Source organism: Quyinboa ferrireducens, assembly GCF_042436675.1.
Classification (GTDB): Bacteria; Bacteroidota; Bacteroidia; order Bacteroidales; family UBA5342; genus JBHJHP01.
In genome coordinates this window covers 67,072-82,026 of the sequence record NZ_JBHMVA010000011.1, presented here as the reverse complement: position 1 = coordinate 82,026, position 14,955 = coordinate 67,072, and the positions used below count along the sequence as shown (strand labels likewise).

The following is a 14,955-nucleotide window of genomic DNA, read 5'->3' as shown; positions in this document are numbered from 1 at the left end:
TAAAATTGCGACATATCTTGACGAGTATTACCCACAAGATTCCTGCAGTATGGCGTCGTCCCGATATACATTATGATGGACAGTGACCTTGTGTTGGTGGGATGTGCATTTTTAATTAAGTTAATTCTAATTCCATTTTAATATTAGCACGATTATTATGGAAATCTTCTTTAGGTATCTCATGAAAGCCATATTTATTATACATTTTTAAGGCTTTTTCTAGTTTTGTATGAGTGTAAAGTATTAGTTTGTCTAATTTGAGTTCTTTTGATTTATCTAATATTTTATTCATTAGTATTTTCCCTATCCCGTGTCTTTGATAATTTTCAGTTACAGCCATTTTTGCTATTTCAAAAGTTTTTTCGTTAATCTTTAAAAGTGCACAGGTTCCAATAATCTTATCACCCATCTTCGCAAAATAAATAAATCCTCCTTTATCAATTATACTTTCATCAGGGTGTAATAATACCTCTTCGTCTGTAGGCTCTACAATATAATCTTTCTCAATCCATTCAAGGTTCAACAACTTGAAATCTATTTTATATTTATCAGAATATTCAATAATTGAAACTGAATCCATCATAATTATTATTTATATTCCAGTCTAATAATTACTAATCATTTTTGAGTGTAAATATCAAAAACTTTAAAATTTTCATCAACCAATGAATTATATCTTTCAAGAAATGACTGAGGTGCTAAAGAAATAGTTTCTATCAAAACTTGTCTTCCCAGGTTATCATCTATTGTTTTAGCCATGAAACACCCTACAACGTAGTATGCTCTATCCGTAGAACCTACCTGCCAAAGAGAATCATTTATTTCTTTTTCAGGTAACGTAAAAACCTTTTTTAAAACGTCGTTCATGGTATTAAGCAACAATTTTACATCTTCGATGTTCTCAAACATTTTATAATCATCTTTTAACATATCGGTACGGCAATGTGGAAAATCCTTAAGTGCTTTGTATCCGACATATGTAGCCATCCCTTCATTCTGGATGTCAACATAAATCTTAGAAATTAATGAATCCTTATGGTTGGAACAAAATCTCAAATGGTCATATTGGTTGAACCCACGATGAAACAATTCGTGAATAAACAAATTATCCTTATCAGCATTTGCTCCATAAATGACTATATTGTTATCCATTTGAAAACCAGAAGCCATAATAGCTGTAGTAAAATAGAATGTTGTGGTGATTTTCGGACAATCTTCAGGTAAAAACGAACAAATATATGGAATTGCCTTTTCATTAAATTCCTTTTCTTTCCCCATTGTTGTTTGAGCAGCAATAAGCTGAGGATTCATCACTCTTTCATTTACAGGAACAGCTTTTAAGTCCAGCATCCATTTATTCCATTGATCCATGGGTACAGGAAATGAAATATTTTTATGCCATTGCTTCACCATTCGATAGGCTGAATCCTTGGCCCAAAAAGAATCAGGATTAGAAATTATTTCATCAGGATGAATTACTATCTTCTCAATAGAAGAAATATCAAAGTGAATTTTTGACTGGAGGCAAGAACAAGTACTTTTCTTATCATCATTGACTTGCTGAGATTTCAAAGGGAGATAATCTAAACAACTCAGAAAAATCGAAATTATTAGTATGCTTCTCATTTTTTGTTTTTATTTAGTATTGGATGTCTCGTGATTAAAATCAATTCAATTACACATATTGGGAACTGTTCGTTTTTGATAAAAAGGTTCGTATTGTATTTTTTCTATTTTCGGTGAATGCCAAAATACCCGAAGTAGCTTTTTTGAATCTAAATCCCAAATATTGATGCTTCCATCCCATGAACAACTGGCAACATATTTTTCATCGTGGATGAATGCTACATCCCAAATCATTTCTTCATGATTTGAAAATGTATATATTGCACTATCTACTGATACGTCCCATAATTTCATTGTTTTATCCCAGGAACCCGATAAAAGCAAATTACCTTTTTCGTTGATATCAACATCGGTAATGCTCCATTCATGTCCTTCTGGTACCCGGACAATTTCATCAGAATATTTGAAGCTGTTTAATACCAGAAATATAGATATTAAAACCAAAGATAACTTTGGATTTTTCATATTGGGTGTAATGCTTTAGTTACCAAAAACACATATTTTTTTCGACAAATATGGAAACATATTATCTTGTAACCTTGGAAGCAAATCTCCATGCCCACCTGCAAAGTATTTGAATTCATAAGGTATCTTGTTGTTATTTAACAAGATTGAAAATGCCGGATTTCCTTGAGTAAGTTTATTATTGTCATTTGTTCCAAATTCCAAAACAATATTATCAATCTGAATATTCTTTGATTTGTAATTATCTATCAAAGTCTTATAATTGGTAAGTCTATTGTTCCATTCGTTCCAAACCTTGTTGTTTTTAACAATCTTACCATTTTTACGTTCAAATGGATAATTAAAATAAGGGGGATTCAATTTAGTATTATCCATAAAAGCAGAACCATAGGCAAACGAAAGAATAACATTACCATTAAAAATAGTATCGTCTTCGATGAATTCAGTTAGTGATTTTTTGTAATCATTTAAGTCAGCATTTGGTAACGAAAGTTTATTTATTAAATCAATAGATTTGTTTTTTTCATCGTCAGTAGCAAACATCCAGCTTGTTTCCAAGTCATCAACACCAATTATCCCTGCACTTATCGAATAGATTGTTCCATATATATCAGGATGATTGAATCCAATGGTTATGGCGCCCAATCCCCCCATTGAATGACCTGTAATTGCTCTGGATTCTCTATTTGGTATGGTTCTGTAATTTGAATCGATATAGTTTACCAACTCATCTGCCAGGAATGTATCCCAGTTTCCTGTCACCTCAGAATTAACATAAAATGCTCCCCATGTATATGGAGAATGTTCTAACTTGCTATAATTTAATCTGATTTTAGATGTTGCAACCACCATAATCATTTCATTAATTTCTCCTGATTTTGCTTTTTTATCCAGAAATTTATTCAGTTTTAATCCTTGGTCAAATATTATATCCACTTCTGTCCCATATCCGGTTAAAAAGTAAACTACCGGATATTTTTTATTTGAATCTTTATATGAAGGTGGTAAATAAATAAGAACCTTCTTTGATGTTGTATCTCCCAAAATATTTAAATCAACGCTTGGTGATTTCAAATAGATTTCTTTGACAACTCCGGTCTCTTGAGCTTGTGCATAGTTTAATAGAGTAAAAAAAATGAATGAAAGAATTATTTGCTTTTTCATAACCATTCAACTAAGTATTTAGTTCAAAAATACAACTAATTCTTTAGTTAACAAAAAATTATCTGGAATGCCGTTTTTGTATGTTGCTAACGGTTTTGCGGTATGAAACGGTCGGGTTTTCGGAGTGCGTTCATATCCACTGTGGAAAAAGTTGATGCGAGAACAAATGCTCGCAAACCTCTTAAACCATCATGCACTATACACATCTTTGTTGTGTTTTCGTGCTTTTTATCAATCATCAAGTTTCAAAGCAATAACTTTATTCGACATTAACAATGGAACGATAATCAAATTCTTTTCTTCAATAAAATCAAAATCAGCGACGAAATCATTTTTGTCTTCAAGTTTAAGTAATATGGTTTTGTTTCCATTGACGTAAGAATATAGTTCCGATTTCCACGATAGCAAGTAACCATTTTTGAATTTTTTAATGCCATCAATATTATCTGATAAACCTGTTGATATTACCCTCGCTTTTTTATCTTTTAATGAAATGGATAATAAATTCTCAGCACCTCTATTCCCTACCAACAAACAACCGTTGTCAATCAATAATCCGTTGGATGAATTCATCAAAGAGTCAGAATACCAAATTTCGCTGCGTCCATCTTTAATCCTGAAAATACATGGTTTAAAGGTATCGGCAATATAAACTGTACCATCTTTGTCAACTGCAATGTCATTGAGAAATTTCGCTTCAGGAACAGAAATACGGTTTTCAATTTTAGCTTTTTTGAGGTTTGCAATCACTAAACCTTCACGCTCAACAATGTAGAGTCTGTTTTTGAAAATATATAATCCGGTTGGGTTATGCAGATTTTCAATCCATTTGAAATCGAGAATATTACCATCTAAATCGAGTTTTGAAATAAATTCATTGTGTAACGTGTCTTGTTGTTTAATAAAACCTCCCTGATCGTTGAAATTGCTTACGTATATGCAATTGTGCTTTGCATCAAAAACAGCCGATTCGGATGCCATAAATAGTGGGGTTGTTTCCCAAACTTTGGTTACTTGACAGTAAGCATTTAAATATGACTGCATGATAATAAGAAAAGATGCAAATCCTAACACAATCTTTTTATTGAATCTTAGTTTTTTCATTATTGTCCTAATGTATTAGTAGTTATTTTCTTTGCATGAAACACAACGGACAAGTGTATGCAAATGTGGGCGATTGCGGGCTTCAAACTTATCAAACCGTAAAAATTTAAAGCGGGCTACTGCCCTTGATTTTAGAACAATTCCGCCCATTTTGTATATACCGTATTAGCAGTTGTTGGTTATTCATTCTATCAATCAAGTGACGCTATAAATTTTCTAACTTCAGATTTATATTGTTCTTCCTGTTCCCACCAACTATAATGTCCGCTTTTATTGATAAAAACAAGCGATGAATTTTTTAGAATCAAATGAGCTTCATAAGCAACACCGTCACCAGTTAAATCCTGTCTTCCTTGAATAATTAAAACAGGTTTTGCAAAATCTTTTAATGATTCTTTACAATCGAAGTTTATTTTAAATAGGTCTTTATAAACCAATGAAGTTATTTGTGGATAACCACCAAAAGCTAATCTCTGTGCAAGTTTTGGTATGTACTCTTTATTATATAAATATGCAGATGCTAAATACCGTGCCTTGTTATATTTCGCAATGTAACTGGTGTCACCTTGTTTTATTTCATTACTCCAATATTTTAAGGAATCTCTTTCAGTCTGGCTTAATCGAATTTGAATATTAGCTTTAAAATAGTCCAATATCTTCAAATCAATCCCTCCCGTACTTGACAGAATCATTGCTTTTATAGATTCAGGATAATAAGTGGCGTAATATTCAGCCATAAATCCTCCAAAAGAATGTCCCAACACAATCCATTTATCAATCTTAAAATAATTGCGGATTGTTTCCATATCCTTTGCCATAAGGGACATTGTAACTGTAGTACTGTCAATTTGTTTTAATTCTGATTTTCCTGTTCCTCGTTGGTCATAGAGAATGGTCATATATTTATCGGACAATAACTCGGCAAGTGGAGTAAAACCTTCACAATCCAAACCAGGCCCCCCATTAATTATCAGTAAAGGTTCTCCAGTTCCAAACTTTTTATAATGGATAACTCCATTGTCAGTTTCTATAAATCCATCCTCTTGACAAAATACTGTCAATGATATCATCAAGCTTGGTAAAATCAACATTAGAATTTTTTTCATTTTTTCTTTAATATATTAAGTGTTTATCTTCAGTCAATAACTGCTAACGTTTCCGCGGTATGGTGTCGTCCCGATATACATTGGGATGCAACTATGAAAGCGTGTTGTAACAGGGCTTTTATTCTCATCATTTAATCTCTGAGGCAACGTACAGAGAAACCGTAGGCCTTATTTCCACTTTCCTGTTTCATGCCGTCGTAGTTGTAGATGTAGTCGTAGCCGAGACGATAGTAGTTAGCGTTATTATCGTCCTCCGTACTACTCCACCAAAAGCTGAAGTAGCCCAACGGGTGGAATGCTCCACCGTCGTAGCTGCGGCCTCCAGCAGGAAGGGCAGAAAAACCATAATTATCGGTTCCATTTTCGTCTCTTTTCCAACCTGAGGTGGCTTTAAGAACAGCTCCTTCAGTACCATCGTATCCCTGCTCTGTAATATAGTCTTCTAAAACTCTCCACTCTTCATCACTCGGAACATGCCAACCGGAAGGGCACAGTTTCCCGGTTTCAACGGTATACCAATTATATAAAGCACCATAACCACTAGCAGCAGAGGACCGATCGTTGTCGTACCAGCAATAGGCGGGTGTTGATAATAATGACCATTCATTAGCATAAGTTACTAATGGAATGCTTGTGCCATCATTATATGTTGTAGTGCGAAGGTTTTCAGTCATCCATATTTGGGCTCCTATTGTTACAGTTTTGTACACATTCCCATCAGGATCTGTTACTATGTTATTATCATTATCCTTTTCACACGAAACAATAAAAAACCCTATCAATATTATCATCAAAATTTTCTTCATAGATAGTCAGTTATTAATGTTTGAGTTCGTTAATGTGTCCCAACGGTCCCACGGTATGCTGTCGTCCCGATGTACATCGGGATGCACTATGACCGGCTGTTGGGCGTAGTGAAAATTATTTTGGTTTACATTTTGAATTATTATAATGTTTAATCGAAAGTGTCAAAAATGAAATACAACCGATTATCATTACAATTAAAAAAAACCAATCCATAAAGGGCACACTTCCTTTACTATTTAAAATTGAAATTATACTACCTAAAATTGTTCCAGCAATGGCTAAGCAAATTTCAAAAACAATTCTAAAAATATTGCTAGTATCAAGGTAATCCTCACGAATAAGATTAATTTTAATCTCATCTGGTACTTGAATATCTGTTTTAATATCTACACTAGCCATTTTTTACCTCCTTTCCTAAATAAAAAGAGTAGTCAATTTTTTTTACATTAGAATTATCAAATCCATAAATAACAAAACAAAAAAATAATTCTCTATTAAAAGCGTGACCAATTTGCCATGGTTGAGCAGTATAAGTTCCAAGAGGATTATTATAGTTAGTAAATACTATGTTAATAGCATTTTTACCCTCAATCTTTTTAGCTGTTTTTTGAAATTTTTCTGGATTTGAACTATCATTCTTGAAATCTAGAAAGAGATCAAGAGGAGCTCCATTATCAAGCAATGTTAATTGAACTCTTTCTAAGGAGGTTGTAACTAAAGACCCACTTAGACTAAGTTCTAAATTTCCACTTTTGATTTCAATACCTAATTTCATAATAATATAGTGTTTTTTAATGTTTATGGTACGATTCAGGGCTTTTCATTACGCCCAACGTTCCCGCAGTATGCTGTCGTGGCAGTTTCTTTCCGACGGGAAAGGAACTGTCAGGACGAAATAGCCCGACTGCGAATGTTGAAATATTTTATTTAAAAGTACTGCCATGCAGTATGACTGCGTGTTGTACCACGTTTTTATTAATTCATAATTCATTTCTTAATTTCTCCCTAATTTTTTTGTCACGGACATCCAATTCTTCAAAAGAACTATCGGGATGTACAAGATATGTACATGGAATAGTAGTGACAAAATATTTAATGCTTACTTGTCCGTTTTCATATCCGCTTAGTACGCTTCTCCAAGGTATTTTCTCTTTAATCATCAAGTCTTTCCATGCAGCCATTGTTTTTTTTCTGTCAGTTGAAACATATACGATGTCTAATTTTGAACCAAGTTCGTTATATATTTCTTTCAGTACTGGTATTTGTTCATGGCAAGGCCCACACCATGACGCAGAAAACACTACCAAACAGTATTTTGAAGTATCTTGTATAATGTATTCAGGTTTTTCAGTTTCCCAGTTCGGCAACTTAATATTTTCAAATACTTTAAAATGTAATTTACGTTCGATATAATTTTTTAAATATTGTCCCTGATCTGTAGCTTTTATCCTTTCAGAGAAAAGATCATAAATTCTTTTTGCATCTTCTGCTTGTGGCCAATCAATCATCATTTTTACTGTTTTAGCCAGAGCATAAGAATCTGGGTACTTTTTTACCAGATTCAAGTAGTTATTAATTATTTCGTCGTATGAGAGAGAACCTTCTGCCCAATCAAAATACTTTCTGTAAAACAACAGAGATAAAGGGACTTCAGGATCAGTACCACTTTCAACGGAGAAATTGGAAACTATAAAATCTCCTTCGGGAATTTTATTTGAAAACATTAGATTTACAGGTATGCTATCGCTATTATTCATAAATATCGCATTGCTTTTTAATGTATCTGAGTTGAAAATTAATACTGATTTATAAGGTTTTCCACTCTGATTTGTTTCAAAGCATGTAAAAGTGTTTACATAATATTCGATGAATGTTGAATCCGGTATTTCAAAAGTCCAGTTTATTTGATTGGAGGTTTCCCCGTTATACAATACCAAATTCCCAGGTACATTCATATTCAAATGAATCGAATCAAACTTTATCCCTTCAATATTCATGTAGATTGTATGAACTTTTGCATTGCTGGACATTGAAATCAAAAGATATTGAAGTAAAATGATAGGCAATTTAGTTTTCACTTCGTTTAATTTTTGTAATATTTTCATCTCAAAATGTGGTACAACTAGTATATATACTGAACTTTATTACGTTTATCCTACCCAGAAAGTCGATAATGCTGAACTTTGGTCTGTTTTGTGTGAGTTGCATAGAGATAACTTTTTAAAATTCAGGTCATTAAAAATAGCTAATAAAACAGATATATACAAGAGGCTGTTATGGTTAATTCAGACAGAGTTTTCGGGTTTAATTTTAATGGACTGTAATTCCTGTTTAATGGCACTTTTAGTGGTGATACCAAACAAAATTTAATTAAAAAATAAGAGGCACCCGTAATCGGGATGCCTCTCTTAATTGGGTTTTTTAATAAAGAATAAATATGCTAGTTAGTCACAGCCAGTTTGTACAAACTGTTGTTTTCGTTTATTAAGAGGTAAACACCGGTGTTCAGATTAATATTTACCTGGTTATTTGTTACATGTTGTTCATGAACCACTTTACCGTCCATGGTAATGATCCTAAGCTCTTCGGCATTTCCGTTTAGTATTATCTGTCCGTTTTTGTAATATGCGCTGAACTCTGATATCGATGGCTGATGCAATGCATTAGGCTCCAGTGTTATACTGCCGTTTCCTTCAATATATTCGGGATTGGATGCCGCTGTAAAAACACCTGTAGAATAGGTTGTGGTGCCAAGTGTCAGTGATCCTACAACGATATCGGCAGTAACGGTGGCTTTAGCCCCAGGGTTTAACACAAGGTTATTGGCGGATGAGGTACATTCAGCGTGATCGAACTGTACATAATTATCCTGTCCGATCAGGATACTTCCTGTTCCCATGGCATTCGCACTTGCACCAATAATACCAACAAGACCCGACGCATTGCTCGCATGAGCTGTTACATCCCAGGTTCCACTGAATCCTGAATTATCTCCGCCCAGCCAGACTTTGGAATTGTTGCTTACATCAGAGCGCGTGTTCTTTACACTAACGGTTGCTGATCCTACAATAGTTCCGGTTAATTCCATTGTACTCCCGCCTAAATTAGCGCTGCTCATTTCAAAACTGATGTCATCCTGAATGATAATAGGGGCCTCCAGAGAAAAGCCTGTTCCGCTGGTGGCATACGATATTCTCTGGTTGCCTTCAAAGGTCAACGTACCGGTAGACTTGTGCTGTCCCCTCAATCTTAATTTCCCTTTGTTTTTTACAAATATTACGTTGGCAACATTCGTGGTTGATGCGGTTTCCATTTCACCTTCACATAAAACTGTTTCACCCTGTTCCGGTAAAATAGCCGGAGTGTAACTGCTGACATTGTCCCACGTTCCGCTTGAAAACAAAAAAGTGCTTGGTCTTCCCACAACAACGGATCCTGTTCCTGTAATAATGGAGGGATTGGTTGTGGCGCTATAACTGCCAACGGTCTGCAATGTTCCGTCAATGTAAAACTCGCTGAGGGTAACAGTTGCTGAAAGATCAAGTGTCCCACCTGTTACAACACTTAAAGATGACTCAGGGAAGAAAGCCGCATCATTCTCAACTTTCAGGGATGCCCCGTTTTTAACTTCCACGCCTGCTTTGCCCAGGGAATTTTCTGTTTGTGCATCCAGTGTTCCTTCTTCTACAATAAAAAGACCTGAGAAGTCTGTATTATCTGCGGTCAGAATAACTGTTCCGCTTCCCCGCTTTATTATTTTATGTATGCCACTTAGTTTGGCATCAATTGTCAGGTTTGCAGTGGTGGCAATGATGATGGTATCCTTTGTCGCAATTTTACCACTCAGTGTTACATCTGAAGACGATGAAATTGTGGCATCCTCACCGGCAATATATGCGGCTGTACTGTTGGCGGTAATATTCAGCTCTGCTCCGCCTGTAAGGTTCATATCAGCAGCAAAAGTTCCTCCGTTGGCATCCACAGTAACCTGGCCGGATACATTAGCCACTTCGGCTGAAGCCGGTGATCCGTCAGGATCCCAGTTTTCTGCAGTCAGCCATCCGTTATCAGAACCTCCGTTGTCCCACTGGTAAGATGTAACGAGAGGAGCATCTTCGTAAGGTGCCCAGCCATCGTTGCCGTTTAATACCTTTGCCGCGGTATAGTCGGCAGCTTCAGTTTCTGTAAGAGCTCTTAAGCCTACCCAGCTGGCACGTCCGCTCATATCGGCGCCGGCACCGGTATTCATATATTCGTATAAATGCAGATCAGGGCTGGTAGCGGCATAATCCATATTCCAGGTGTCACCCCATCCCTGAGGGTTGATCATTCCAGTCATATCACAGTAGAGCCAGGCCACTTTCGGATATTCGTGCCAGGGACGGCCCAGTCTGAAACTTTGACCATCATTGGTTGGCTGTGGACTTCCGTCCGTATACGTTATATCACAATGGCTGAACACAAATCCGTAAGCCTGACTTTGAGGTGTTGAAGGTGCTGTAATATATCCACCGCCATAACTTCTTATTTCGCATGCATCAAAAAATGCGATACCATCACCATAAATATAATCTGTACGTCCAAGTACAAGACATTCTTTGAAATAACATCTGATCCCGTCATTCCAGAAATATATGGTATCCTGGTATCCGGTTAAATCACAGTTTATAAAAACACATTTGTCTGCCCGAACTGTAATTGCCTGAGCCTGACCTACAGGGCCCGCTGTATTTTGAATAGTCAGATTCTCTGCCCTGAATCCTTCTCCCATGATGGTTAGTGTTGCAGAGGTCCTTATCACCTCACCGGTCCATAACAGTGCATCTTCTGCCGGGCATTTATTACCCGATGTTGGGCTGGTGCAATCGTAAATGTGATAGGAAATAATGGTCTGATCACGGCTTTCCCCGATAAACGTTACGTTTAACTTATTTGAAGGGATGATTAGTTTTTCGGTGTTATACAGCCCATTTTTTATGAATATCACCGTTCTGCGATCAGTCTGGTTGGATGGAACGGCATCAATTGCAGCCTGAATTGTTGTGAAGTCGCCACTACCGTCCTGAGCGACTACCATATCTGCATCAATGGCAAACAAAGACTGGGCAGAACATAAGATCAGAAATGCCCATAAAAGTGTAAATTTAAGTTTCATAATATTCTATTTTTGTTATTTATAATTCTTATGTGGAGAATGCTTCATCCTGTTTTTCCTGCTCTAATTTATGATTGACGTAAAATTATATACCCCGTTTTTCGCCGTTTCAAAATCAAACAGAGATGTTTGTGGAATTTGTAAGCCCTGCAAATCTGCTTTTTCACTGATCAAAGGCTGTTTAACATTCTCCGTATAAAATAAAGGGTTTGGATTCGGAGTTCCCGGTTCCACCGGTTTCAATTCAACATTACCTTTAAGCGCATTTGCAACTCTTATCCTGCAGTTTCCACCGAGGGCAGAATAGATGGTCAGTTTACTGATTTTTTTATTTTTCCATACCAAATCAATTGTATAACCGCCTCTGGTTCTTAATCCTTTTACAGAGCCTTCGGGCCATGCATCGGGCAAAGCCGGTAACACGAAAATATCACCGTCATACGATTGAACCAGCATTTCGGCTATACCCGAAGTACACCCAAAGTTTCCGTCAATCTGGAACGGAGGATGTGCATCAAACAGATTAGGATAGGTTCCTCCGTTTTGCCCGCTTTTTTCCTCGGGGGCAGGAGTGAGTTGATCCTGAATGAGTTTATATGCCCTGTTTCCATCCAGTAATCTTGCCCACAGATTTACCTTCCAACCCATAGACCAGCCTGTGGATTTGTCCCCTCTGTAAATCAATGAATTTTCTGCTGCACGGAACAGTTCCGGTGTCCTGAACGGAGAAATCTGACTGCCCGGGAATAATCCATAAAGGTGAGAAACATGCCTGTGATGGTCATCTTTCCTGTCCCAGTCCTGCAACCATTCCTGTAGCTGGTCGAATTGTCCGATTTGCATTGGTGGTAATTGTTTGAAAAGGGTATTAACTGTATCTGCAAAACTTTTATCAACGTTCAGTATTTTAGCAGCATGCATCAGGTTCGAAAATACATCAAATACGAGCTGGTTGTCCATTGTATTTCCTGCTGCCATTGATGCGCCCCCGGGATGCCTGTTTTCAGGAGACATACATGGTGCTACTACCATCCATCCATGAGTCGGTTCCTTTTGAAGGACATCCACGTAATACATGGCAGAACCCTTGAGTACCGGATATACCTTTTTCAGGAAAGCCGTATCTCCATTAAACAGAAAATGCTGCCATAAATGCTGACTCAGCCAGGCACCGCCCATCGGCCACATGCCGTAAAAGGCACCATCAACAGGACCTGTGATTCGCCAGATATCTGTGTTATGATGTGTAACCCAACCACGGGCTCCATACATTTTTTCAGCCGCTTCATGCCCGGTAACCGATAGATCTTCAACCATTGCAAACAAGGGTTCGCTCATTTCCGGCAGATTTGTAATTTCAGACGGCCAGTAGTTCATCTCAGTATTAATGTTGATGGTGTATTTGCTGTCCCAGGGCGGACTAAGTTTGTCATTCCAGATGCCCTGAAGGTTTGCCGGTTGCGTTCCCGGACGGGATGAAGAAATGAGCAGGTAACGTCCAAACTGGAAATAAAGTGCAACCAGCTGCGGATCGTTGCCGCTGTTGAAATCTTTTATTCTTTGATCCGTAGGATTCTTAATCGAATCTGTTGCCCCAAGATCAAGAGTTACGCGATCAAAGTAAGAGCGAAAATCTTTAATATGATCTGATTTCACAGAAGAATAGTCCTTCTTAATGGCTGGTTTAAGATATGATTCGGCCTTTGCAAATGCATCACCACTGATATCTTTATAATTTATAAAATTTGTGCCTATGGATACAAATAGTGTTAAGGTATCGGCATCTTGTATCGTCAGTTTTTCACCGTCATCAGTAAGAGTTCCGCCCACGAGAACTGGTTGAACCTCTGTGGCGAAATCAACTTTACCTGTTTTATCATCTGCATCCTCGCTTTTCCCGGACAGAATAAGTTTTTTCCCTTCAACCTTTTTAGAAAAAACTGTATGAGGTGTTGTTGCGTCAATATCGCAGCTGATTTTTCCCGGTTCACTTGCAGATAAGCGGATCAGCATGATCTGATCAGGAGCTGAAATAAAATATTCCCGTTTGTACGTCACCCCGTCAACTTCATAGGTAGTTGAACTTGTGGCATTCTCAATATTGAGCTCCCGGTAATAACTAGTGTAATGTTCATGGCCCGGAAAATGAATGAGTAAATCACCAACCGTCTGGTATGGCATCCCGTAGTTATTCCATTCAGGCGCATGCCGGGGTATTCTTGTCATTGTAAGCGCTTCAGCTTCTTTATACTTACCCTGAAAGATAAGTTTTCTGACTTCAGGAAGGATTTCTTTAAACCCTTTTGGCAGATTATTCCCCGGTTCACCAGCCCAAACCGTTTCTTCATTCAGTTGTATCTGTTCTGTCCCGGTTGATCCGAATACCATGGCCCCCAGTCTACCATTTCCAAGAGGTAGCGCTTCTTCCCAAACCTGAGCTGGGTTTTCATACCACAGTTTCATTGGATTCATCTCATTCTCTTCATTCCTGTCCCTTACCGAGCAACTCCAAAGGCCAAAACCAATAGCAACCAGAAACGATAGTTTGAATATTTTGTTAACCTGTATCATTTATGACGTTAAATATTTTATTTATCAATGGGTTTCAAAAATCCCATTTCTTTCAACCATGCCTCACAAAGCTGTGGCCACTGCCGGGTAGATCCCGGATTATTACGGATGCCAATGCTATGTCCACCAAAAGGAAAGATATGGAGACTGGCCGGTACACCATGTGCTTTTAATGCCGTATAATACCTGACACTATTCATCGAACTCACCCCATGGTCATTATCGGCATGAACCATAAAACAGGGTGGTGTTTCATCGGTTACATTCAGCTCATTTGAAAATCTTTCAGCCAGAACTTCGGAGTCATTCCTGCCTAAAAAAGTGTTCCGGCTTCCTTTGTGGTAATCCGAAACCAAACTGACTACGGGAGATACCAGTATCTGGAAATCTGGTCTGAAATTCCTCTGATCCAGGCTGTCACCGATGTTTGAAAAATCATCCTGAATGGTGCTGATAGTTGTAGCCAGGTGTCCGCCTGCAGAACTGCCGTACACGCCAACATTATTAGCATCAATTCCCCATTCCGGAGCATTGGCCCTGATGAGTTTCATGGCACGTTGTGCATCCTGAACCGGACCCTCATAACTCACTCTCAAATCAGGAGAATTTGGGAGACGGTACATCAGAACAAAAGCATTAAAGCCAAGTGTATTCAGCCATTTAGCAATCTGTATGCCCGACGTTTTATACGTTAACTTCTGGTAACCTCCCGATGGGCATATCAGTACAGCTCCACGGGTGTTGGCATCCCTGGCAGTGAGAAAGACATACATGCCGGGAACATCAACCTGTGTGACCCGTTCGCGTGCCTCAACTCTCTCCAGTGTCAAGCCCTGAGAGTTTGGCATCTTGCCTTCAGGCCACAGGGGAATATACTCCTGCGCGTTAAGATTCGTTGATATATGCAGGGCAAATAAAAAAAACAGACTAAGTAAAAATTGCGGTTTAAACATGCAG

At 37.6% G+C, this 14,955-nt stretch carries 13 protein-coding genes; all 13 read right to left on the bottom strand.

Translation table 11 applies throughout. From position 1 onward, the window contains the following. Positions 1–115: 115 nt before the first annotated feature. Entirely contained in the window at positions 116–583 is a 468-nt protein-coding gene (locus ACE01N_RS14750) for a GNAT family N-acetyltransferase (protein WP_380590539.1), read from the bottom strand. Positions 584–618: 35 nt separating this feature from the next. Beyond that, the gene (locus ACE01N_RS14745) at positions 619–1,626 is read right to left on the bottom strand and encodes a DUF5700 domain-containing putative Zn-dependent protease (RefSeq protein ID WP_380590536.1); all 1,008 of its coding nucleotides are present in this window, start codon (positions 1,624–1,626) and stop codon (positions 619–621) included. 45 nt (positions 1,627–1,671) lie between these two features. Further along, positions 1,672–2,091 carry a WD40 repeat domain-containing protein gene (locus tag ACE01N_RS14740; RefSeq protein WP_380590534.1) on the bottom strand — a complete coding sequence of 140 codons (420 nt, stop codon included), beginning with the start codon at positions 2,089–2,091 and terminating at the stop codon, positions 1,672–1,674. 15 nt (positions 2,092–2,106) lie between these two features. Then, positions 2,107–3,255, bottom strand: a complete 1,149-nt coding sequence (locus ACE01N_RS14735) for an alpha/beta hydrolase (RefSeq protein ID WP_380590531.1) — start codon at positions 3,253–3,255, stop codon at positions 2,107–2,109. Between the two features lie 231 nt (positions 3,256–3,486). Then, the gene (locus ACE01N_RS14730) at positions 3,487–4,359 is read right to left on the bottom strand and encodes an SMP-30/gluconolactonase/LRE family protein (RefSeq protein WP_380590528.1); all 873 of its coding nucleotides are present in this window, start codon (positions 4,357–4,359) and stop codon (positions 3,487–3,489) included. 191 nt (positions 4,360–4,550) lie between these two features. Continuing rightward, positions 4,551–5,465 (bottom strand): alpha/beta fold hydrolase, encoded by a 915-nt coding sequence (locus tag ACE01N_RS14725; RefSeq protein WP_380590525.1) that lies wholly within the window; start codon positions 5,463–5,465, stop codon positions 4,551–4,553. 131 nt (positions 5,466–5,596) lie between these two features. Beyond that, positions 5,597–6,271, bottom strand: coding sequence for a fibrobacter succinogenes major paralogous domain-containing protein (locus tag ACE01N_RS14720; RefSeq protein WP_380590522.1), 675 nt, complete (start codon positions 6,269–6,271; stop codon positions 5,597–5,599). A gap of 115 nt (positions 6,272–6,386) precedes the next feature. After that, on the bottom strand, positions 6,387–6,671 hold the full coding sequence (locus ACE01N_RS14715; protein ID WP_380590519.1) for a hypothetical protein: 285 nt from the start codon (positions 6,669–6,671) through the stop codon (positions 6,387–6,389). After that, entirely contained in the window at positions 6,664–7,047 is a 384-nt protein-coding gene (locus tag ACE01N_RS14710; RefSeq protein ID WP_380590517.1) for a DUF6864 domain-containing function, read from the bottom strand. Before ACE01N_RS14710 ends, ACE01N_RS14715 begins: the two co-directional genes overlap by 8 nt. A gap of 205 nt (positions 7,048–7,252) precedes the next feature. After that, positions 7,253–8,350 (bottom strand): TlpA family protein disulfide reductase, encoded by a 1,098-nt coding sequence (locus tag ACE01N_RS14705; protein WP_380590514.1) that lies wholly within the window; start codon positions 8,348–8,350, stop codon positions 7,253–7,255. A 362-nt stretch (positions 8,351–8,712) separates the two neighbouring features. Continuing rightward, complete coding sequence (locus ACE01N_RS14700) at positions 8,713–11,427, bottom strand: pectinesterase family protein (RefSeq protein WP_380590511.1); 2,715 nt, start codon at positions 11,425–11,427, stop codon at positions 8,713–8,715. A 63-nt stretch (positions 11,428–11,490) separates the two neighbouring features. Next, positions 11,491–13,998, bottom strand: a complete 2,508-nt coding sequence (locus tag ACE01N_RS14695) for a glycoside hydrolase family 95 protein (protein WP_380590508.1) — start codon at positions 13,996–13,998, stop codon at positions 11,491–11,493. A gap of 17 nt (positions 13,999–14,015) precedes the next feature. Beyond that, complete coding sequence (locus ACE01N_RS14690; protein WP_380590505.1) at positions 14,016–14,951, bottom strand: alpha/beta hydrolase; 936 nt, start codon at positions 14,949–14,951, stop codon at positions 14,016–14,018. Positions 14,952–14,955 lie beyond the last annotated feature (4 nt).

Bases quoted from the DNA above. Each gene is read 5' to 3' on its own strand.
- ACE01N_RS14715 (WP_380590519.1), bottom strand. From the start codon at position 6,671: ATGGCTAGTGTAGATATTAAAACAGATATTCAAGTACCAGATGAGATT.
- ACE01N_RS14710 (WP_380590517.1), bottom strand. From the start codon at position 7,047: ATGAAATTAGGTATTGAAATCAAAAGTGGAAATTTAGAACTTAGTCTA.
- ACE01N_RS14735 (WP_380590531.1), bottom strand. From the start codon at position 3,255: ATGAAAAAGCAAATAATTCTTTCATTCATTTTTTTTACTCTATTAAAC.
- ACE01N_RS14700 (WP_380590511.1), bottom strand. From the start codon at position 11,427: ATGAAACTTAAATTTACACTTTTATGGGCATTTCTGATCTTATGTTCT.
- ACE01N_RS14695 (WP_380590508.1), bottom strand. From the start codon at position 13,998: ATGATACAGGTTAACAAAATATTCAAACTATCGTTTCTGGTTGCTATT.
- ACE01N_RS14740 (WP_380590534.1), bottom strand. From the start codon at position 2,091: ATGAAAAATCCAAAGTTATCTTTGGTTTTAATATCTATATTTCTGGTA.
- ACE01N_RS14750 (WP_380590539.1), bottom strand. From the start codon at position 583: ATGATGGATTCAGTTTCAATTATTGAATATTCTGATAAATATAAAATA.
- ACE01N_RS14745 (WP_380590536.1), bottom strand. From the start codon at position 1,626: ATGAGAAGCATACTAATAATTTCGATTTTTCTGAGTTGTTTAGATTAT.
- ACE01N_RS14690 (WP_380590505.1), bottom strand. From the start codon at position 14,951: ATGTTTAAACCGCAATTTTTACTTAGTCTGTTTTTTTTATTTGCCCTG.
- ACE01N_RS14730 (WP_380590528.1), bottom strand. From the start codon at position 4,359: ATGAAAAAACTAAGATTCAATAAAAAGATTGTGTTAGGATTTGCATCT.
- ACE01N_RS14720 (WP_380590522.1), bottom strand. From the start codon at position 6,271: ATGAAGAAAATTTTGATGATAATATTGATAGGGTTTTTTATTGTTTCG.
- ACE01N_RS14725 (WP_380590525.1), bottom strand. From the start codon at position 5,465: ATGAAAAAAATTCTAATGTTGATTTTACCAAGCTTGATGATATCATTG.